At 47.1% G+C, this 23126-nt stretch carries 17 protein-coding genes; 16 read left to right on the top strand and 1 reads right to left on the bottom strand.

Translation table 11 applies throughout. From position 1 onward, the window contains the following. Positions 1–9: 9 nt before the first annotated feature. On the bottom strand, positions 10–900 hold the full coding sequence (locus B1748_RS04980; RefSeq protein WP_087566742.1) for a helix-turn-helix transcriptional regulator: 891 nt from the start codon (positions 898–900) through the stop codon (positions 10–12). A gap of 162 nt (positions 901–1062) precedes the next feature. Here B1748_RS04980 and B1748_RS04975 point away from each other — a divergent pair, with 162 nt between their 5' ends. The 16 genes from B1748_RS04975 (at position 1063) to B1748_RS04905 (ending at position 23114) form a co-directional block, all read left to right on the top strand. After that, positions 1063–3471, top strand: a complete 2409-nt coding sequence (locus B1748_RS04975; RefSeq protein ID WP_087566741.1) for a DUF4832 domain-containing protein — start codon at positions 1063–1065, stop codon at positions 3469–3471. 268 nt (positions 3472–3739) lie between these two features. Beyond that, positions 3740–5098 carry an ABC transporter substrate-binding protein gene (locus B1748_RS04970; RefSeq protein ID WP_087566740.1) on the top strand — a complete coding sequence of 453 codons (1359 nt, stop codon included), beginning with the start codon at positions 3740–3742 and terminating at the stop codon, positions 5096–5098. A gap of 130 nt (positions 5099–5228) precedes the next feature. After that, complete coding sequence (locus B1748_RS04965) at positions 5229–8111, top strand: extracellular solute-binding protein (protein ID WP_087566739.1); 2883 nt, start codon at positions 5229–5231, stop codon at positions 8109–8111. 132 nt (positions 8112–8243) lie between these two features. Further along, positions 8244–9125, top strand: a complete 882-nt coding sequence (locus B1748_RS04960; protein ID WP_256975544.1) for a carbohydrate ABC transporter permease — start codon at positions 8244–8246, stop codon at positions 9123–9125. Positions 9126–9127: 2 nt separating this feature from the next. Next, complete coding sequence (locus tag B1748_RS04955) at positions 9128–9997, top strand: carbohydrate ABC transporter permease (protein ID WP_256975529.1); 870 nt, start codon at positions 9128–9130, stop codon at positions 9995–9997. Positions 9998–10010: 13 nt separating this feature from the next. Next, positions 10011–11483, top strand: a complete 1473-nt coding sequence (locus B1748_RS04950; protein ID WP_087566737.1) for an NHL repeat-containing protein — start codon at positions 10011–10013, stop codon at positions 11481–11483. Continuing rightward, the gene (locus B1748_RS04945; RefSeq protein ID WP_087566736.1) at positions 11464–12084 is read left to right on the top strand and encodes a Yip1 family protein; all 621 of its coding nucleotides are present in this window, start codon (positions 11464–11466) and stop codon (positions 12082–12084) included. Before B1748_RS04950 ends, B1748_RS04945 begins: the two co-directional genes overlap by 20 nt. Positions 12085–12107: 23 nt before the next feature. Beyond that, positions 12108–14684, top strand: a complete 2577-nt coding sequence (locus tag B1748_RS04940) for a DUF5696 domain-containing protein (RefSeq protein WP_087566735.1) — start codon at positions 12108–12110, stop codon at positions 14682–14684. 2 nt (positions 14685–14686) lie between these two features. Further along, on the top strand, positions 14687–15592 hold the full coding sequence (locus tag B1748_RS04935) for a carbohydrate ABC transporter permease (protein ID WP_087566734.1): 906 nt from the start codon (positions 14687–14689) through the stop codon (positions 15590–15592). A gap of 12 nt (positions 15593–15604) precedes the next feature. Next, a complete protein-coding gene (locus tag B1748_RS04930; protein WP_087566733.1) occupies positions 15605–16612 on the top strand; it encodes a carbohydrate ABC transporter permease in 1008 nt (335 codons plus the stop codon). A 65-nt stretch (positions 16613–16677) separates the two neighbouring features. Then, positions 16678–17589, top strand: a complete 912-nt coding sequence (locus B1748_RS04925; RefSeq protein WP_087566732.1) for a phytanoyl-CoA dioxygenase family protein — start codon at positions 16678–16680, stop codon at positions 17587–17589. 428 nt (positions 17590–18017) lie between these two features. Then, the gene (locus tag B1748_RS04920; RefSeq protein WP_087566731.1) at positions 18018–18212 is read left to right on the top strand and encodes a hypothetical protein; all 195 of its coding nucleotides are present in this window, start codon (positions 18018–18020) and stop codon (positions 18210–18212) included. A 379-nt stretch (positions 18213–18591) separates the two neighbouring features. Then, entirely contained in the window at positions 18592–20391 is a 1800-nt protein-coding gene (locus B1748_RS04915) for a sensor histidine kinase (protein ID WP_087566730.1), read from the top strand. Further along, positions 20366–20578 (top strand): hypothetical protein, encoded by a 213-nt coding sequence (locus B1748_RS37350; protein WP_256975527.1) that lies wholly within the window; start codon positions 20366–20368, stop codon positions 20576–20578. The genes B1748_RS04915 and B1748_RS37350 overlap by 26 nt, the downstream gene beginning before the upstream one ends. Next, the gene (locus B1748_RS04910; RefSeq protein WP_306299315.1) at positions 20544–21941 is read left to right on the top strand and encodes a helix-turn-helix domain-containing protein; all 1398 of its coding nucleotides are present in this window, start codon (positions 20544–20546) and stop codon (positions 21939–21941) included. The genes B1748_RS37350 and B1748_RS04910 overlap by 35 nt, the downstream gene beginning before the upstream one ends. 246 nt (positions 21942–22187) lie before the next feature. Then, positions 22188–23114: an ABC transporter permease gene (locus B1748_RS04905; protein WP_087566729.1), complete on the top strand. Its 927-nt coding sequence runs from the start codon at positions 22188–22190 to the stop codon at positions 23112–23114. Positions 23115–23126 lie beyond the last annotated feature (12 nt).

Genomic DNA, 23126 nt, shown 5'->3' with positions numbered 1-23126 from the left:
CTTAAATTTTCATTGGATTTGTTTAATCGGAGTGAAAGTCATTTGGTTTTCACGAAATTCGCTCGGATTGATTCCATTCCATTTCCGAAATACCTTAGCAAAATAATTGCCATTGGAAAAACCACATCGCTGAGCGATTTGTTCGACGGATAAGGTGCTGGATGAAAGCATACGGGCGGCTGATTTCAGTCGTGCTTCGATCAAATAGTGCTGAGGTGTTGTGTTTAGATACTCCCTGAAAAGGCGGGTCAAGTGACCGCGCGATACTTGTGCAGAGCGGGCCAAGTCTTCGATCCCGATATTTAGATGATGCGAGGTTTTTATGAGTTCAAGGCATTGCAAGACAGAAGGAGGGAATGCAGGCAATGTGGATGTATTCATACTATTCTGTTCCGCCCAGCGGAGCAGTCGGATCAAGAAGTTGTACCCATATTCGGAGCAGAGGTACTTGTCCTGGTCGGGATCCGTCGTTAGAAGTTCAAAAAGTACATTCCAATAATGCAGTATATCCGAAGACTCGTCAAGTCTGATGATCCGGCCGGCCAGCAAAATGACTTTCTTCCATAAAAACGAAAATTCCGTGGTCAGACTCACATATTTAAATTCCCAGTGGGGGCTGTGATTGGGCAAACGGTAATAATAAGGTCCAGGTACTTCAATAAGAAAGGCGTCTCCCGGGAGAAGACGATGTCTTACTCCGTCGATATAAATTTCTCCTTCGCCTGAAACGGAGTACTGAAAGATAAAGTGGGGATCCGGGCGATTCAAACAGTCCCATTCGTACGAATGGGGAACAACCCTTCTTTCCGTGCCCACTCCGTACAGGCGAGGCAGCGGTGTCCCGCTAGTTTCAATGGAATGAAAACACTCGGAGATAAAATCTGAATTGTACATTGGCATATCCCCCCCCTAAAAATACAAAGTTAGAAAGCGATTACAATATTACCCTTAAGTTATTCGATTTTACTCTTGTTGTCAAGGTTGTCTGGAAATATGATGAGATATGTAAGAGTGAAAATTTCATGAAAAAGAATCAGGGCAATTATAGCTAAGGGGGAGTGAATGATCAAATTAAAAACGGTATTAAAAATAGGGTTATCCTTGGTATTAATTTTATGTCTTACAGCTTGCAGGAGAGATACGGACGTTGATTCAATATCGTCAAAACTTCATGAAACTGAGTATAGCTCCAACTCAAATGTTGTTGAATCCGTACACGTTTCTCAATTGGAGAATACCGCTAATGGACGGATAACAAATCCTGGGTTTGAGGACGAAATCGGATGGATGAATACCAAAGATGAAGCAGGATTCGAATATTCGACATTGTCGCAAGAAGATGGAGGTTGGACACATTCGAATGACAGCTCATTAATCGAATCCTCAAGTAGCGCATTTGAGGGGGCTAGGCAGTTAACACATTATTCGGTTTCTAACTATCATACAACCACCGATCAATTAATTCCTGACCTAGATAGTGGTATGTATTTATTGTCGGCCTGGGTCAAAACGGATGGGGGTCAATTTACGAGTGATTTATTTGCTATCAATCATAGTGGTGATGAAGTAAAAGCGATTATAACCCAAACTAACAGTGAATGGGTGAAAGTGGCTACTCCACCCATTGCTGTCACAAAAGGATTTCTGCATATCGGCATTCGCTCAAAGAGTCTTGGAGGCAAACAACTAAATGTAGATAAGGTGGAGTTGGTTAAAATGAATGGCGACATCATCAATTCTGGATTTGAAGGCGGATCAGGGGCAGAGGTGAATGGCTGGCAAGTCAACAGCACGAACGGAACGGAATCGGCTGCATCGCTGGAGGAAAGCTTACAATCGCGGGGAGGAGCCGGTCACTTAAAACTGTTGTCCGATTCGCCTTACAAAGTGTATGTCCATCAAGTAGTCAACGGTATACAGAATGGTACGTACAGCCTAAAAGCATGGGTTAAAAGCAGCGGCGATTATCAATCCTTGAAAATGAAAGCCGCAAATTACGGCGGAAGTGAGAAGATTCATTCGCACACCGATGCGAGTTCGGAATGGCAGCAAATCACGATCGACAATCTGCAAGTTCAGAACAATCAGTTAGAGATCGGCTTTATTGCAGATGGCAATGCCGGCAGTTGGGCTAACATAGACGATGTACAGTTGGTTGCTCAGGGCAATACTTCTGTTTCGTTAAAGAAGGATAATAATCCTATCTATCGAAATCCGGGCAAAGGTTATGTATTGTATGCTCCTGGAGAGATCTCTGAAGAAAATCAAAAATATGCCAATTTGTATTATGCAAGATACCAGTGGGCGGATATTCAACCAACGGAACACGACACTTCTTTTCAAATCATCGAACGAGATATCGCCTTGGCCAAGAGCATGGGGTTGAAGTTTGCTTTTCGCATTATGAATTCAGATACGGAATGGGGGAAGGCGGATGGATACAATGTCCCTAAGTGGGTGTATGATGCAGGGGCAAAGTCTTATATTGTCGATTCGTTTGGTCATGATCAACATGTTCCGGAATGGACGGATAATCCGATCTTCTTCGAAAAAATGGAGCAATTCGTAGAAGAGTTGGGAGAGAAATACAACGGGCATCCAGATATTGAGTTTATTGATATTGGCAGCTTCGGCACGTGGGGAGAAGGACACATCTATAGTCTAGAAATCGATATTGAAGGGAACAAACATAGCTATCCTACGGTTAAAGAAATGATGGATAATTATTTTGAGCCCTACATGAACGCATTTCCGGATAGCCAACTTGTTAATGTGTGGGGAGTGCCTGAATTTCAGGATGTCTACGATTGGGCCGCATTACATGGAGTCAGCGCGAGGAGAGACGGAATCCCGGTTTGGAACGATGGTAGCCATATCGCTTATGTGCATGGAGTCGGTCCCGGAATTATTGAATTGACGGCGACTTATCGCGAGCTTATAGAAAGTGGTCAGTGGGATGCTCAGAAAATTGCAGATAGCTACAAGATTGGGAAGGCCAGCTTTGTCGAACTCAGCAGGGGCGGTGCGGATGATTATATTGAATCAGAATTTAATCTGATACGCGATTATGCGAACAAGCTGGGCTATCACTTCACGATCGATACCGCTCAGTATCCGGCTACCGTAGCTCCTGGAAATGATTATCAGCTTGTTCTGAACTGGACGAACAGCGGTTATACGTATCTCTATAAACCGGCGCATGTGGCCGTCGCCTTGTTAAATGACAGCAGCCAAGTCATTCAAACGCAGTGGCTGGAAGATATCGTCCCCCGAAGCTTTGCCCCCGACTTCACTACGCGAACGGACTCTTCTTTCCGTTTTAACGAAGTGGACGGCGGCAAGTATAAGCTCGCTGTAGGTATGTTCTTGAACAAATCCAATGCAAAGCCGGATTACCAAATGGGCATTGCGGGGGGGACAGACGACAAGTGGTACCCCATAGGCGAGATTCAGGTTTCGGGTAGCAATTAATTATTATTCGACAAAGGCGACGTAAGGAGAACCTCTCCAACGTCGCCATTTTTCCATTCCGGATCGACTAAAGTTGTTACAATATTACCTATGATTTATTCGATTTTACTCTGGTTGCCAAAGTGGAACGAGTTTATAATTCAATTACATAAGCGCATTAATTAGTTCTAAGGAGGTAAGGAGCAAGGGATAAAAAGAATTTCAGGTAGCAAACAGCGTGTTATTAGCCCAAATGTAGCTGATTAATTATTGTAAATGGGGGATTGACATGAGAAAAATGAAAACGATATCAATTATTGGATTAATCGCTGCAATGCTCATTTCGCTTGCAGCTTGTACAGGCGGTTCTAACAACAAACCACCGACTGCTACAAGTCAACCGGAAACGGAGAGCAACAGTCCAAGCCCAGAACCGGAAGAACAGCCGACCATCAATATGAATGGAGAAACTTTGCGTTTTGCAGCATGGGGGGATCTTTCTCCAAAAGCCGATTCCGTGATGGGAGAACTTCTTATCGCAAAGCAGAAGGAAGTCGAGCAGAAATACAATGTTAAAATCGAATATGTCGATATTCCTTACAATGAGCTTAAAGATAAAATTACAACTTCTATTTTGTCCGGTGAGCCCTTCGCCGACATCATTCGCTTGGAATATAAATGGGTATTTCCGAGCATGGTTCAAAATGGTCAAATTTTGGAGTTGGAAGAATCAGATGTTAATGAATCAAAATCGCTCGGTGAACTCTATAAAAAAATGAGCTATAATGGAAAAAAATACATGTTTGGATCTGACTATGTAGATGGGTCCGGTATCTATTATAATCGCACATTGTTTAAGAAGCTTGGGCTTCTAGACCTTCACGAAATGGTGGCGGCCAAGGAGTGGACCTGGGAAAAAATGAACGACATTGCCAAGCAAGCGACGCAAGATACAGATGGCGACGGCCAAAATGATACATGGGGTTTAACGGCTTATCATGAAGGTTTCGCAGGGATGCTGGCAAGTACTAACGGGGCATTGATCGTCGATGAAGAGAATGGTCGGGAAGCCTTGTCCGATCCGGCAATGATAGAAACGCTTGGTTTCTTAAACAAGTTATACCATGAAGATAAGGTAGTTCGTTTTAATGATCCCGCTGATTGGGGAGAACAGAGAAGGATGTTCCCGGAAGGCAATGTGGCTATGGTTCCCGGTTATTCATGGGAAGCAGGAGAATACAACAAGACGATGAACGATATTGACTGGGGTTACGTCCCGCTTCCGATTGGGCCGCAGATGGACGATTATGTTGCGCCGAATAGCGGATTGGTCGGGTGGTTCCTTCCGAAAGGAAGTAAGTATCCGAAGGAAGCTTTTCATATATGGAATGAGTTGCAAGATATAGAGCCAGTGGAGGATTATCCCAATCAAACGACATTCGAGAAATGGTTCAAGCATGAGGAAGATATTGAAACGGCAAAGCTTGTCAGCGGAAAGTTCGTGGTCCAGAACTATGGCGCCTATCCGGACTTCCCATTCTGGGGATTGGTAGACGATATTATTAAAAATCGCACATCTGTATCAACAGCGGTAGAGAAAGTAAAGCAGCAAGCACAGGCTTCGATCGATGCGGTAATTAACAAGTAAGCGGATTCAGCGGTAGAGGGATGAAGCTCATCGCGTCGGTTGTACCGTACATCCGACGCAGAGCTTCTTTTCTTTCATAAAAGGGCGGAAAGTGCTCTCATCAAAGAAGAGCGGCGGGAAGGGTGAAACCATGATGCGGATTTTATCCAAACGACTTGTTATAGCGGTTGTCTGCGCCGCAATTGCTTATTGGGCTTTGGCGGGCGGGTTATCCCCGCGTTCAAGCGATCGTTCCGCAGCGATAATCAGTGCGGAACTCGGTCTGGATTCGGCGGACAATGGCACGATAATGAAGGAAAACGGTTATGAGCAATATGCCGCCAAGTTCGAAAACGCGGCCAATCTTGACCTGATCGTTAAAGTAGAGGCGGAAAAATTCAGCAAGGTCGAAGGCATGCGTGCAGAAATTATGGAGGGATACAAGGGCTCCGAAGGAAAAGCTGTACGAACGGCTGAAGAGGGGACGATCGAATGGCTGGTCGATATTCCAGAAACGGGCAGCTATCAGATTGAAATCCGGTATTTTCCGATTGAAGGGAAAAGCTCTTCGATCGAAAGGGAATTTCGGATCAATGGAGAGCTGCCGTTTAAAGAAGCGGCCACGCTTGTTTTTCCGAGAAGATGGACCAACGAACAACAGCAGATTGAGCGAGACAACCGTGGCAACGATCTACGACCGCGCCAGTTGGAGGCCCCGGAATGGCTGACGGCGGATTTTCGCGATATGGACGGCTACTTTGTACAGCCATACCTATTTTATTTTACCAAGGGTACCCAAACGATATCGCTGACCTCGACGAGAGAACCTATGGTCATCGATTATCTTGTTTTGCATCAGGGTAAGGATGTGCCAATGTATACCGACTTGCAGAAGGAGTATGTCGAGAAGGGGTATATGCCGGCTGAAGGCGAGTTGATCAAGATTCAGGGCGAGAATGCAGCAAGCAAATCTTCGCCGACGCTGTATCCGATCTCGGATCGGGCAAGCCCGCTGACAGAGCCATCGCATATTTCCAAAATTCGCATCAATACGATCGGTGGAATTAACTGGCGCCAGCCTGGGCAATGGATTGCCTGGAACGTGGACGTTCCCCAAGACGGTTTATATCAATTGGCATTCAAGCACCGCCAGAACATGCTGAGAGGATTATTTTCCACACGCAAATTAACGATTGACGGGCAAGTGCCATTCCGGGAAGCGGCGAATATCCCATTCTCCTATGACGGGGATTGGCAGATGAAAGTGCTCGGAGACGATGAACCGTATTTAATCTATTTATCCAAAGGCAGTCATGAGCTTAAGCTGGAGGTTGCGCTTGGTGAGATTGCGCTGCTGCTTCGCAAAGTCGAAAACATCGTATTGCAGTTGAATGGGATGTACCGCAAAATTCTGATGCTGACCGGCACGGTTCCCGATCCATTCAGAGATTACCAACTCGACAAACAAATTCCGACTATGATTGAGGTGTTCGAGCGGGAAAGCAACAATCTGTATGCCGTATCCGCGGCTCTGGAGAAAGTGACTGGCGGTAAAAGCGATCAAGCAGCCATTCTGAACACGCTGGCGTACCAGTTGGCGGATCTGGCGGAACGGCCGGAGACAGTGGCAAAAAGGTTGGATCAATACAAGACGAATGTTGGAAGTCTCGGCACATGGATTCTGACGGCGAGGGAGCAGCCGTTGGAAATCGATTATTTGATCGTCTCGCCGCCAGGAGTACCTCTGCCGAAATCGGAAGCGAGCTTCGCCGACAAGCTGCTTCACGAGGCTGGAGCGTTCTCATATTCCTTCATCGAGGATTATAACAGCATTGGCAACGTAACCGACGAAGATCAATCGGTGACGGTGTGGATCGGAGCGGGACGCGATCAGGCGCAAACTTTGAAAGCGATGATTGACGATACTTTCACCCCGAAGACGAATATAAATGTGAACTTGAAGCTTGTCGATATGGGAGTGCTGCTTCCGGCTACGCTTGCCAAACAAGGACCGGATGTCGCCATGCAGATCGGCAATGAAACGCCCGTTAATTTTGCGATGCGCAATGCTGCCGTCGATCTGACCAGATTCCAGGATTATACGCAGGTCGCGAGTAGATTCCGAGAAAGCGCAATCGTGCCTTATCAGTACAACGGAGGCGTGTATGCGCTTCCTGAGCAGCAAACGTTTAGCATGCTCTTTTACAGGAAAGATATTATGGAGGAATTGGGCTTAAGTGTGCCGGACACGTGGGATGAGGTATACGACATGATTCCGGTGTTGCAGAAACATCATATGGAATTTGCGCTGCCGCTTGGTCTGCAAACCTATTCCTTGTTTTTGTATCAGGCGGACGGTCAGATCTATCAAAACGGAGGCACGGCAAGCGATCTTGATTCCGAGATTGCCATGAAAGCATTTAAAAGATGGGTTGAATTTTACACCAACTACAAGTTTCCGTTAACTTTCGATTTCGCGAACCGTTTCCGAACAGGCGAGATGCCGATCGGAATCGCAGACTACACGTTCTATAACCACTTAACGGTGTCGGCTCCGGAAATCCGCGGCCTATGGGACTTCGTACCAGTGCCAGGAACGCTGGAGGAGGACGGGACAATTCGCCGGGATGTAGCGAGCGGCGGTTCAGCGGTCATCATGCTGAAGGCTGCCAAGAACAAGGATGCCTCCTGGGAATTCATGAAGTGGTGGACCGATGATGAGACGCAGGCGAGGTTTGGTCGGGAAATGGAAGGTTTAATGGGTGCTGCCGCCCGTTATCCAACCGCCAATATAGAAGCAATGAAAAAGCTGCCGTGGCCGGTCAAGGATTACAATCAATTAGAAAGGCAATGGCAATGGGTGCGCGGAATTCCGGAAGTACCCGGAGGTTATTTTACCGGACGCCACCTGGACAATGCTTTCCGTAAGGTTGTGAACGATAACGCCAACGCCAGAGAGACTCTGTATGATTATGTTCGGTTAATAAATGACGAAATTACATTGAAGAGGAAAGAGTTCAAGCTTTCCGAATGATAGGGGGATAAGGTCATAGTGCCGCCTGCTGAGAGTGCAATCAAACCAACGGATCGCTCCGATCTTCCAGGCTCAGAGCTCGAGAACAGTCTAACCCCTTTAAAGGGAAGTCAGTCGCGGCTTAGAAATAAGTTGGAGCTTCTCAAGCGATACAAGCATTCGTATATCATGCTTGCACCTTACTTATTGTTGTTTGTTTTTTTTACGGTACTGCCTGTTGTTCTGTCCTTCATGTTATCGTTTACGCATTTTAATTTGCTGGAGTTTCCTACCTGGATCGGGTGGCAGAACTATGCCAGGCTGCTGCTGAGCGACGATGTATTTCTCATTGCCATCAAAAATACGTTTCTGTTTGCGGCCATTACCGGTCCGATCAGCTATATCGCCTGTTTTGTGTTCGCCTGGCTAATCAACGAGTTGTCTCCGAAGACGCGGGCCGTAATGACTTTGGTCTTTTACGCCCCGTCGATCTCTGGCAACATCTACTTCATCTGGCAGATCATCTTCTCCGGGGACAGCTATGGATATGCCAACGGTTTTTTGATGAAAACCGGCATCATTCTGGAGCCGATCCAGTGGCTGCAAGATCCGGAGTATACACTGACGATCATCATGATCGTGCAACTGTGGCTTAGTCTGGGCACGAGCTTCCTGGCGTTTATCGCTGGGCTGCAGAGCATCGACCGGACATTGTTCGAAGCGGGAGCCGTCGATGGAGTGCGCAACCGCTGGCAAGAGCTGTGGTATATTACGCTTCCTTCGATGAGGCCGCAACTGCTGTTTGGCGCTGTTATTCAGATTACAGCTTCGTTTGCTGTGGCCGATGTTGCCGTGAGCCTCGCCGGTTTCCCTAGCGTCGACTATTCCGCACATACTATCGTGACCCACTTGATGGATTACGGCTCCATCCGCTTCGAGATGGGCTACGCTTCGTCGATTGCGACAGTTTTGTTCTTCATTATGCTCGGCTCCAATCTTATTACGCAAAAGCTGTTGAGGAAAGTCGGTGAATAAAATTGAGAACGGCTATATCCTTGAGGCGGGAGAAACGGCTAAACCGTTCCTGGTATGGTGATCTCTCGCTTTTTATACTGTTGGCCTTCTTTGGGGCTTTTATGGTCGTCCCGCTCATTTATACAATCAACAATGCCTTTAAGCCGCTGGACGAGCTGTTCCTCTTTCCGCCAAGATATTTCGTAAGAAATCCGACTATGGACAATTTTTCGGATTTATTTAATCTGATGGCCAATTCGTGGGTGCCGTTTTCCAGATATATATTTAACACAGTGTTCATTACACTTGCAGGGACGATCGGACACGTTATTCTGGCGTCTGCCGCAGCTTATCCGCTGGCGAAGCATAGGTTTCCAGGCTCCGTAGTCATCTTCACGATGATTGTGTTGTCCTTAATGTTCTCTTCGCAGGTAACAGCAGTGCCGAACTATATGACGATGTCTTGGCTCGGTTGGATCGATACATATTGGGCTGTGATCATTCCGGCCTTTGCGTATCCGTTAGGGCTTTATCTGATGAAACAATTTATCGAACAAATTCCGGACGCTCTTCTGGAAGCAGCCAAGATCGACGGAGCCAGCGAATATCGCATCTACTGGCAGATTATCATGCCTCTGGTTAAGCCTGCCTGGCTAACGCTGACCATTCTGCTGTTCCAGACCCTATGGGGGACGGACGGAGGCAATTTCATCTATAGCGAGCAGTTAAAGACGATGCACTACGCTCTTGGGCAGATCATCATGGGCGGTATTGCCAGGGCAGGCGTAGGAGCGGCTGTAGGCTTGATGTTGATGATTGTGCCGATAGGGTTGTTCGTCGTTTCCCAGACAAAAATTATTCAGACGATGGCCAGTTCAGGCATGAAAGATTGAGGAGGGGGGACAGATGAAGCTCAAAAAGATATTTCTGCTGCTGCTTGTCGTCACGTTCCTCGGTCAGTTTCAGGTTTCTCTCGCTCAAGCCGAGGCACCCTATCCCGAATACAACTATTCGTATTGGGGGAAGACAGTCCCTTCGCCGGTTGCCTACTTGCCTTCCCGCATCATAGACGGCAAGAGCCTGGGGATCGGGGATTTCAAAAATCCGGAAGACATCTACACAGCGTCCGATGGCCGTATCTATTTGCTGGATTCGGGCAATGGAAGAATTGTCATTTTGGATCAGAATTGGCGCTTAATCAAGGAAATCGTCGATTTTAAGAAAGAGGGGCAAGTGGAGCGTCTTAACAATCCGCAAGGAATTACCGTGGCGGACAATGGCGACATTTACGTAGCCGATACTGACAATCGACGAGTCATCGAATTGACGAACGATGGACAGTATGTCAGAGAGATTACGACGCCCGAGAACGATGTCATCCGTGAAGGTTTTCCTTTCTTCCCGCGCAAGGTGGCTCTTGACAAAGCGAATAGAATTTATGTAATCGGCAAAGACGTCTTCGACGGACTTATTGCGTTTTCCCCGGAAGGCAAGTTCGAAAACTTCATGGGAACAAACCGTGTGCGGTTTAATCCTGCCGATTACTTCTGGAAGTCGGTCTCTACGAAAGCGCAAAGAGAGAAGATGGCCTTGTTCGTTCCGACGGAATTCACCAATATGGATATGGATCAGGACGGCTTTATCTATGCGACTAATGCTGATGCCAATTCCAGAACCCCGATCAAGAGATTGAACCCTACCGGTGTTGACGTGCTCAGACGAGAAGGCTATGACAACCCGCGGGGTGATCTCGAATTCGCATTTACGGGAAACAAGAAGGGGCCCTCCATCATGACAGACATCAAAGTTGGGTTTCATGGCATGTATCATGCGCTGGATTCGAATCGGGGACGTATCTTCACTTATGATGAAGACGGCAAGTTGTTGTATATTACCGGCCAGATAGGAGTGCAGCGAGGGACATTCAAAATTCCGACGGCGATCGAGATATCGGGCGACCGACTGATGGTGCTCGACAAGGGTGCGAATCAGTTGACCGTGTTCGAGCCGACGCAGTTCGGTCGTACAGTTAACGAGGCGGTGAAACTTCATAGTGAGGGAGACGAGATAGCTTCCGCCGAGCAATGGAGGCAAGTGCTCCGACTCAACGCCAATTATGAGATCGCCTACATTGGTATTGGCAAAGCACTTCTTCGCCAAGAGAAAAACAAAGAAGCGATGGAGTACTTCAAGCTAGGAATGAGTCGGAAATATTATTCCAAAGCGTTCCAGCGATATCGCAAGGAAGTCATGAAAGAGCAGTTCGGTACAGGGATGACGGTGCTCGTGCTGATAACGGCTGGCTTCTTTGTCTACAAATTCATAATACGTAGTGCTCGCAGAAGGAGGGAAGGGATGCATGCTGAAAGAGGTCATTAAGCATCCATTGTATACGCTGGTCCATCCCTTCGCAGGATTCTCGGATTTGAAATTCGAGAATAAGGGACGAATGAAAACAGCAGTCGTCATTCTGATTCTTCTTATGTTAGCGGCTATCCTTCAGCGACAGTACGCGGGATTTGTCGTTAATTTCAACAATCCGCGTGAATTAAATTCGATGGATGAGCTGCAGTTTATCGTACTCCCGTTTGTTCTGTGGTGCGTCTCCAATTGGTCGGTCACAACGCTGATGGACGGGGAAGGGAAGTTCACGGAAATTGTAATGGCAACGGCGTACTCGCTTCTTCCTATGGTCATCATCTATTTCCCGATGACCTGGCTCAGCAATTATATGACGCTCGAGGAAAGTGCGTTCTACCACTTCTTTAACATGTTGGCGAAGATCTGGTTTCTATGGCTGCTATTCATTGGGACGATGACGATCCATCAATATTCGGTCAGAAAAACGTTGGTCACTATGGGCTTGACCCTTGTTGCCATGGGCATCATCATCTTCCTGGGGCTTCTCTTCTTCAGTCTTGCCCAGCAAGTCATTGCGTTCGTCTATACCATCACTAGAGAACTTCAATTCAGAGTGTAAAGAGGAAGGAGGTGCGACTTGTAATGCTCAGAAGGAGACCTGTAATCTTCGGGATGGCTCTGATTGTGTGCACGGCGCTTATTCTCGCTTTCATTCGGGGAGGAGAAGGAGAGCGTTCCGCTGCGGCGGATATAGAGACAACAAGTCAGAAGGTGTACAAGAGCGTGCTGGAAGCGTCAACGGTTTCCGAGGTCCAATCCATGCCCCCGGACTGGAATCTTCCCGGCATGGAAGCTCTGGTGGAGAATGAATATTTAATGCTGTACTTCCATCCGGACACGACCGAAATCGCGATAAGAGATAAACGTGATGGCAGTGTCTGGTACTCCAACCCCGCCAATCGGAGCGAAGATAAGTTGGCATCCGCTTTTAACAAAGCCAAGCTAGGAGCGCAGATCACTTTAACCTACTACAACAGCGCGGGACAAGTCTTCAATTTCAACAATTATTCGGACAGCATCCAGAACAAGCAATTTGAAGTGGAACGGTTGAAGGATGGCGTGAAAATTGTCTATACGTTCGGCGACTCTTCTAAGGGACTGGAATCGATTCCTAGCCGTATCAGCAAGGAGCGATTCGAAACGAAAATCTTAAGCAAGCTCGACTCGAGCGACCAGCGTCAGATCACGAAAAGGTTTAAATATGTAGAAGATCAAGACGTGTATGAACGCTGGGATGCTGCTATGACGGGTTTTGCATTGTTGAAAGTGATTGAGTTGTTGGACAAAGCCGGTTATACGACGGAAGATCTGGCATTTGACAACCAGGAAAACGGTGTGTCTTCCGATGAAGCAAGCGAGAAGGTCGCATTCACCGTGCCGTTAGAATACCGACTTGACGGAGACAATCTCCTCGTCACAGTTGCCACCGAGGAGATTCGACAACCCGAAACCTTTCAACTTCATAAATTATCGGTGCTTGAATATTTTGGCGCTGCAGATCAGAGCGATCAGGGATATCTGTTCGTTCCTGACGGCTCAGGCAGCTTGATCTATCTGAATAATGGCAAGCTTGCCCAAGAGACTTATTCAGCTCCGGTATATGGCAGGAACCTTTCTACTAATTTGAAGGAAAGCGTGCAACTGGCGGAAGCGATCCGACTGCCTGTCTTCGGAATGAAGCGGAACGATCGTTCGTTTATAGCCATTATCGAACAGGGTGATGCTGTAGCAAGTATAGAGGCTGATATTGCTGGACGTCTCCATTCTTATAATACAGTTAATGGAGTGTTCACCACGATCTCCAAGGATGAAGTTACTCTGAGCGGTGGGTGGAAGGAACAGGATATTCCTGTTTTCCAATCCAGAATGAATCAGGGGAATCTGTCGATTCGGTATGGGTTTCTGAAGGGCAGCGAAGCCAATTATGCCGGCATGGCCAGGTACTACCAGACATACCTGATTCGAAATAAAGGGCTCAAACAGATTGACGGACAAGGGGATGTCCCTTTCTTTCTGGAGCTTATCGGCTCTATCCCGAAGCAAAAATCGTTACTGGGAATCCCATATCAGGCTCTGGAACCGCTAACGACATTCAGCGAAGCGCAAACGATACTGCAAGAGCTGCAAATGAAAGGTATTGACAACATCAAGCTCCGATATACCGGCTGGTTTAACGGGGGCATCCTTCATAAGGTCCCGACGAGCATCGAGCCTGATAAAAAGCTAGGCGGAGAGAAGGGGCTTCGCAATTTGGCGAAGTTTGCGGAGAATAACGGGATTTCGCTTTATCCAGACGTATCTTTTCAACGGGTTTATCGAGTTTCCACGGATTTCAAGGCGTCGCGCGACGCTGCGCGAGAAATCTCCAGAAAACCCGCTAAGCTGTATTCATATAATCCGGCTTCGTTCCTGAAAGACTCTGACCTTTCTTCTGCATATGTGCTGTCTCCGCATAAGTTGCCTGATTATGTCGAGGAGTTCGCTAACGGCTATGAATCCTATCCAATAGAAGGCTTATCGTTACGAGATCTGGGAGATGAGCTGAGTTCGGATTTCCGGAACAATCGGTTCATTGACCGGCAACAAGCAGCAGCGATTGTAGAGGAGCAAATCAAGAAACTTTCCGACCGTTCTACGGATATGCTTATATCCGGCGGGCATGCGTTTGCGCTTCCTTATGCAGACAACATAGTGAACATACCTATGACCGACAGTGGATTTAACTTGACGGATGAAAGTGTACCCTTCTTGCAGATCGTGATGCATGGATACTCTGATTATGCAGGGGAGCCGGTAAACGTAGGCGAGGACCAGAATCCTCGAATCCACTTGCTGAAGGCATTAGAGACTGGATCCTCTTTGTACTTCCAATGGATCTACCGGGATCAGTCCGAAGTGAAGGAGACGGAATTCGACCGCCTATACTCCACGAATTATCGGCTATGGATGGATGATGCGCGCGATATGTATGGAGAAGTAAACCGCGTGCTCCAAAATGTTCGTGCGCTCAGAATTACCGGTCACGAGAGACTCGGAGACGGGGTATTCCGCACGACATACGAGGATGGAACCGCCATTAGCGTTAATTATGGCAGTCAAGCTGTAACTGTCGACGGCATGACAATTGAAGCGGAAAGTTATCAAGTAGGCGGTGAGTGACGATGAGCTTGAAAAAGCTGACGATTGAACAAAAAAAGGGGATTGCCGGACTGATGTTCGTCGCTCCATGGTTTATCGGTTTTGTATTGTTTTTCGCTGTACCGCTTCTGGAATCGCTTCGATACAGCTTCAGCGTTCTGGAAGTGAGCAACGACGGATTCAAGCTTTCCTGGCAGGGGTTCAAAAATTATCATAATGCTTTTTTTGTCCATGCCACTTTCAACCGGCTTCTTGCCGAAGCTGTAACCGACATGCTTGTGAATGTACCGCTGATCTTGTTTTTCAGCCTGTTCTCAGCCACTTTGCTTAACCAGAAGTTTAGAGGGCGCTTTTTGGCACGGACGATTTTTTTCCTTCCGGTTATTTTGGCGTCGGGCGTCATCGCAAATATTGATTATAACAGCTTCACGATGCAATTAATGTCCTCGCTCACGAAGGGTGGCACGGAAAGTGGGGGATTAACGGGTCTAAAGAGCTTTGAACTTAGTCGGCTATTGCTACAGTCGGGTATAAGCGAAACGATTGTCGGTTACTTGACGGGAGCGGTCGATCGAATCTACGAGATCATCTCGGCTGCGGGTATCCAGACACTCATCTTCCTTGCCGGATTGCAGTCGATTTCTCCATCGCTGTATGAAGCTTCCAAGATTGAGGGTGCGACCGCATACGAGGCGTTTTGGAAAATCACTTTTCCGATGGTGAGCCCGTTGATCCTAACCAATGTCATATACACCGTGATTGATTCGTTTACGAACAATAAGACGACTCAGATTATTACCGATACGGCTTTCAAAGCGATGAACTTCGGTTTAAGCTCAGCGATGTCCTGGATTTATTTCACAATTATTAGCGTTATCCTCGTACTGGTTGCCACATTGGTGTCCAGAAAAGTCTTTTATAACAATTAGGGAGGGAACCGAATGAAGGACGCCACTTCCGGCAAGATTCGTCTGGAAACGCTATATGTTAGCCGGAGCGCGGTCAAGTTAATCAATGTGGAGAGGCAAAAAAGACTGCTGTGGTGGATCGTACGGACCGTACTTATTCTGGGCATATCTTTTGTCATTCTCTATCCGATCTTGCGGAGAATCTCCACTGCCTTAAAAGATCGCGCCGATATTTACAACCCAACGGTTGTATGGATTCCACAGACATGGACGCTGGACAATTTCCGGATTTCATACGAGGTTATGAACTATTTTCAGACCTTACTAGATACGTTGACGTTATCCGGTGCCATTATGATCTTTCAGACGGTAGCCTGCTTGCTGGCGGGGTTTGGGTTCGCCAGGTTGAAATTCAAAGGGAGAGAAATTCTGTTTGCCTGCGTGATCTTTACGATTGTCGTGCCTCCACAGACGGTAATGGTCCCGACATATCTGAATTTCAAAGATTTTGATGTATTTGGTTTTATGCATATTGTGCTTGGAAGCGGCATAAACCTGATTGATACCTATTGGCCCTTTATTTTGACGTCGATTACTGCAAGCGGATTAAAGACCGGATTATATATTTATATTTTTCGTCAATTTTTCAGGGGTCTACCCGTTGAGATCGAAGAGGCGGCATTGGTAGACGGCGCTAGCATATATCAGACGTTTCTCAAAATTATGGTTCCCAACGCGATACCCTCTATTGTGACCGTCATGCTTTTCTCTTTTGTATGGCAATGGAACGACAGTTACTATACTTCGTTATATTTGGTCGAGTCCAAGGTGATGTCTACACAGCTGTCCTCTCTGGCTCCTAATGTCGGCTTGTATCTTTCTAGCCAGACCGGCCACACTTCTGGACAACTTGATCCGTTTTATGCGTCTATGCTAGTGGACTCGGGCGTGTTGCTAGCCATCCTCCCTCTTATCGTCTTATACATTTTTGTTCAGCGCTATTTCGTAGAGAGCGTCGAGAGAACAGGACTGGTTGGATGATACGGCCGCCGGTGCTTATATGTTGAACCGTGGATTTTATACTTTTATTAATAGAGGAGTTGATGATGTTGGCTCTCAAAGTGTTGACACCAGCTCAAGTGGAACAATTTATGGAGCGAGGCTGGGTGCAGGTGGAGGAAGCTTATCCGAAAGAGGCAGCTCTAGAGGTACAGCAGTTCTTGTGGCGCAAGTTGGAGGAACGCAGCCAGGCCAGGCAAAACGACCCTTCAACTTGGATGGAGCCAATGATTCGGCTGAACGAGGCGTATTCCACACCGGAATTTCAGCGTTGCAATTCCCGAAAGCTTGCGGATGCTATCGAAGACATCATCGGTAAGGGGAGATGGGTGGATCGCAGCGTGTACGGGGAGACGGAGCATCAATCCAGCTTCGGGTGGTGGCCGGTCAACTTTGCGCTGGATGCCGACCGACCTTGGGATGTTCCTGTAAAAGGCTGGCACTGGGACGGCATCCATTTTCGTCATTTTATCGATAGCCCGGAACAAGGGCTTCTGTGTTTGTGTTTGTTTTCCGAGATCGGACCGCAGGGCGGTGGCACTGTCATTGCAGAAGGCTCGCATAAGGTTGTTGCCAAATTTCTGGAAAGACATCCGGAAGGTTTGGAGCTGGGGGAGGCAGGCAGGCTTCTCAGTCGCAGCCACCCTTGGCTGTCGGAGTTGATGTCTTCCAGTATGAGCCAATCAGACAAGCGGATCGAGAAGTTCATGAATCAGGTGTACGAAGACAGCGACGGGTTCCAGCTTAGGGTCGTAGAGACGACGGGTTCGCCGGGAGATGTAATATTGTGCCATCCTTTCCTGTATCATGCGCCCTCTCCGAACCATTCGGGCATACCGAGGTTCATGTGCAATAGGACGACGCCTCTTAAAGAAAAAATGAACCTTCGCAGAGCGGACCCCTCGGATTATTCCCCACTGGAAATAAGCATCAGGATAGCACTTGGTTATAGGGACTGAGCAGTATGTGAGCAAATTGTGATTGCTGATACTAGCAGTAAATAAAAAAGAGCTATGGAACTATTAATAGACTTGGTTCGGCAGTATAACCATAAACACCGATTTTCCGATTGAGTGGGAAAATCGGTGTTTATTTGTCCAGGTTAGGTTTAATCCAATTCGATGAATAATATCACTTTTGATAAAAAAGTATAGGTTTTGATATGGTTTGAAGATTTGATAACAGTTACTATGTAAGAAAAAAAGGATGTGCGTCGATGTCTATTATTCTCTCAACAAAAGTTTCCAATGCTGGTAACTTCCATGACCGACAGTAATCCCAATGATACGATCTGTACGATACGCAATGCGATTCTTGGGGGAACAAACGGATTTATGATTCATTTGGAGAAATTGGATGCAGAGTATATGACCGAGGAGTCTTTACGGTGATTTTCAATTATGCTTGCGATCTGCCTATATTTACGATGAATTATCGCAACAGTCATTCGGGGGACAAAAGCGATCAACAATTGGTCGACGAGCAAATCATGGCCGTAAAAGCCGGAGCCAACATGATCGATCTGATGGGTGATATGTTCGACCCGTCTCCCCTGGAGCTTACTCCGGTTGGCGATCCATGAGGCCATGCTTACTCAGTGAGTGATGACGATTTAGTTTTTGTCGTTCGATCGAGAATTAAAAAACCGCATGCGGCGCCGTCGCGCAGAGCGTTATTTCGTTCCATATGTTTAATTTCGACCCGGTACCGTGCAAGTGCCGGGTCATTGACGTTTCCGCATTTACACTTCCATTCGTTGATTATGTATTAAGTTTCGTTGTTGATCTATGTTTAATTGAAAGTCATTTTCAACTATACTATGAATGATATCGTCAATAACATCATGAACGTCAGCTTGTAATTTCTTTATTCTGGAATCGATTAGTGAAAGATCTTTTCATTCCATAGATGGAAAGCGGTTTCGCGAGTTGACGAAACATGAACTGTAGGAGTGTCGAGCCATGCGAATTTTCGGTTGGAGAACTTATATCCCTTTCACATATAAAATGATGATTCCTTATCTGCTGCTCGTACTGATTATGAACATCACCATTGGTTACGTCTCGTATTTTATGTTAGTAAAGTCGCGTACGGAAGTAGTGGTAACGGGTATTCGCGCTGCGCTTGAACAGACCAAAAACAATGTCGATTATAGAATGGCCGAAATTCAGCGTATGTCCGACCAACTTTTCGGCAGCGTTTCTTTCCAGAGATCTCTGCAGAAACAGGGAGACAGACTCAGCATGTATCACAACATGCTTGACGAAATCATGCCCCAGCTGGCTGCTCCGCTTAAAATGTCCGGTAGTCCAGTCAGGTTGCTGTTATATGCCAAAAATGAGGATTTGGGAGAGATTGGCGGGGGTTCTTTCTCCGAACCGATTACCGACAGCAAATATTTCCTGCTGCAGTTCTCGGCATTGCAGAATGAGGAGTGGTTTCGTTCCCTCGAGGCTGCCAACGAGGACAATCTTTGGCTGCAAGTTGGTTCGGACCGAGAGTTAAACAACATCTCGCACTTCCGCAAGCTCGTCTCTTATTCTGATTACAAGACCGTCATCGGATACATTCAATTCACTGTCGGAATAAACAGTCTCCTTGGCAACGTATCCGCATATTCGGGAGATAGCGGCATGCAAATGTATTTCTTTGACCGGACTAGCGGGCAATCGCTGTTCGGACTGGACGGGAATAGCCTTCGTCCCTTGTCCGGAGATAAGACTGCCTTGTTGGATTTGCGCGAAGATGTGGGAAATACGCCATACACGATCGAGATTCAGGTCCCGTACAGCTATCTTAATCAAGATGCGAGCCGGCTGCAATGGATCATCGGATGGATATGCGCAGCCTGTTTCGTAGCGATGGGAGCCGTCGGTTTCGCCGTCGCCGAATTATCGAGAAGCAGGATGAAACGCATCGTTTCCCAAGCTCGCGCGATTCAAGACGGCGACCTGAGCCGAAGAATAGACGTAAGGGGTAATGACGAATTCGTGATCATTTCCCTTTCTTTTAACGTCTTGGCTTCGAGCATTCAGACATTAATCAAAGATGTATACAGGCAAGGCATGCTGAAGAAACAAGCGGAGCTGGCAGCGTTGCAAGCCCAAATCAATCCCCATTTTCTTTACAATACGCTTTCGACAATCAGCAGCTTGAGCAACCTGGGCAAGACGAACCAGGTGACGGAGATGGTTAAGCGGCTGTCGTCTTTTTACAGGCTCACATTGAATGGAGGACAAGTGCTTATTCCCCTCGGGAAGGAGCTTGAACAAGTGAAAGCTTACCTGGCCATTCAGAAAGTCAAATACGATGATGCCTTTCAGGTTTATATCGAGATGGAGCCGACGCTGAAAGAGATGAAGGTTATCAAATTAATCGTTCAACCCTTTGTCGAAAATTGCTTCAAACATGCCTGGTTCGGACAAACGATTGCGATTCGCATTACGGCGGCAGCCTTCGAAGGGAAGCTCGAAATAAAGGTGATCGACACAGGAATCGGGATGAAGAAGGAACGATTGGAGCAGGTACGCAACAGTGCTGCTCAATCCAACGCATATGGTCTCAAAAACGTCGAAGAACGCATCAAGCTCAAATACGGAAACGAATTCGGCGTCACCATTCACAGCATCTACGGAGGCGGTACGACCGTGAGGCTGCTCCTCCCTCTTCGTTCGGAGAACGAAGAGGGAGGAGCAGAGGATCGTTACGAGATGAGCGATGCAGGAGGGGAGAAATATGGAGATTACAGTGCTGCTCGTTGATGACGAAGCGATTGATCTGGAATGGCTGCGCGTAAGGGTAGCAGGCGGAAATTATAATTCATTAAGGATTGCCGGAGCGGTAAGAAGCGGATTCGATGCGCTTAAAATGATGGAAATCCGAGCATATCGACGTGATCCTGACCGACATTCGCATGCCGATTATGTCCGGTATGGAATTTGCCAATAGAGCTAAGGCCTTTAACCCGGATGTTCATATCGTGTTCATAAGCGGGCATGACGACTTTGCTTATGCCAAAGACGCGATCAGACTCCATGCTTACAACTATTTGCTTAAGCCCGTAGACGACGATGAATTGGCAGAGACGATCGAAGGTTTATTCGAGAAGGTAAGGCGCGAGCGAAGCAATCAATATGCTGCTTTCGAAGCATTATCGATAGTTCAGAGGGAGCGACTGCACCGGTGGCTAAGAGGAATGTACGCAGAGGGCTCGAACGAGCAAGCGGGCGAACTTCTTGAGCGGCACTTGCATCGTGGCGTATCGATCGCGATGATTGAAGCGGATGATCTCGAACGGCATACGGAAGACCTTTCGCCGGAGCTTCGGAGGAGAATGGTCCGCGATGTCGAGGCATTCGTCAAGAATCAGGTTGACGATTCGGACCAAGGCGTCTTGTTGACCGGCAGCGACCATCGATTCACGCTCATCTCGTTCGCCAGCAGGGAGTCTTGCTACGATCAGTTGCAAGATTTGGTGCGGATATTTAATCAATCCTTCCCCTTCACGATCACAATCGGGATAGGGGCGCATGCGTATACTATGGACGAGCTGCAGGCCTCGTACCTGCAAGCGGAGACGGCTCTCGACATCAAGTGGATGCTCGGGAAGAACAAAGTGATCCGCGATATTCCTTCCAGAAACTCCATTCCGCAGACTTCTCTCGCGACCGAACCGCTTATCGACGAGATGCTGCACGCGATGCTTCAATACGATCTTGTGCGAATTGACGATTGTTTGAACAGTCTCTTCCATCAGGAGGGGATGCCGCTCCGCAGAAGCGAAGCTTATGATCTGATTCTGCGAATGACCTCCAAGCTGCACGGCGATCTGCAACGAATGGACGAGAATCTTTACGAGCTTCTGAACTGGGAATCCCATAACCCTATGATATTATTCAAATTTGATACGATTCAGGATACGATGTCGTGGCTGAGAAGGCGTTTATTTGAATTGTCCGAACTGTTGTTCGCCAAGCGTGAGAATCAAGATCGCAAGCTGATCTTGGACATTATGAGTTATGTGGAAACTTATCTGGAAAACAAAGTGACACTAAAAGGGACGGCCTCTCACTTCGGTTTTACTCCAAATTACTTAGGCCACTTATTCAAGTTGGAGACCAATATGGCTTTCAGCGATTACCTGAATGAAGTTCGCATGCGCCGCGCTTGCCGGCTGTTAGACGATCCCTATCATAAAGTATACGAAATTGCAGAGCGTATCGGCTACAAGAATGTCATCTATTTCAATCGGCAATTCAAGCAAGCGATGGGGATGACTCCGGGAGAGTACCGCAAAAATAAAAAGATTTAGCATACTATCGTGGAATTCGTATTACTTTTAGTTGTTTTGCTTAATTACGCCAAGCGCTCCCTGCTGCCTATAATTAAGAGTATCAAGAACGGGCCTTCTCTTCTATGGGAAGGTACTTTCATTAGAAAGCGAGGGAGCAAAAGTGCAAAGGATCACTGGTGAATCACTCAGTAGGAATTGAAGCTACTGAGAAGGATCGTGACCCGAAAATTTATACATATATTAGAAAGGGAGAAGGAGAGAATCATGACGAAAAGAAGGAGCTCCTTTCTAAAGGATTTCAAAAGGCATCGCTCCCTACTTTTGATGCTGACGCCAAGTACGGTGTTGTTTTTACTATTTTCCTACATCCCTATGCTCGGAATTATCATTGCATTTTCGAGATTCGATTACATGGGCGGCGTATTCGGAAGTCCATGGGTAGGCTTCGATAACTTTACCTTTTTCTTCGAATCAGGCGATGCCTGGCGAGTAACGCGCAACACGGGATTGTACAATTTGGGCTTCATTGTAGTTGGCACCTCATTTCAGATTTTGACGGCGGTCCTATTGTTCGAGGTGGGAGGCAAGTGGTTCCGTAAAATCATGCAATCGGCTTTGTTCTTGCCCTATTTCATCTCTTGGGTCATCGTTGGCGCGATTGCCTACAATTTGCTTAGCTACGATGTCGGCACGCTGAACAACATATTGGGTATGTTCGGCGTAGCGCCAATCGATATTTATAACACACCTATCTATTGGCCTTATATTCTGTTGTTCTTTAATACCTGGAAGTATCTCGGATATGGTACGGTTATGTACCTTGCTGCGATTACCAGCATAGACACAGAGATGTACGAAGCAGCTGAAATTGACGGGGCGAACGTATTCCAACGAATATGGAAGATCACGATTCCAAGCTTGTACCCTACAGTAACGATACTGGTGCTCTTAGCGATCGGCAACATGTTCCGAGGAGACTTCGGCATGTTCTACAATTTGATTGGCAACAATGGCGTCTTGTTCTCGGCAACAGATGTCATTGATACGTATGTATTCCGTGCGCTTATGAATACAAATGAGATCGGAATGTCGGCAGCGGCGGGGGTCTATCAATCGATTCTGTGCTTTGTGACGATTCTGTTCGCCAATTATGCCGTTCGCAAATACGATAAGGATCGCGCATTATTCTAGAGGGGGAGAGTG

Origin of the sequence: Paenibacillus sp. MY03 (assembly GCF_002165585.1) — a bacterium.
Classification (GTDB): domain Bacteria; phylum Bacillota; class Bacilli; order Paenibacillales; family Paenibacillaceae; genus Pristimantibacillus; species Pristimantibacillus agaridevorans.
This window is presented reverse-complemented; position numbering and strand designations above follow the sequence as displayed.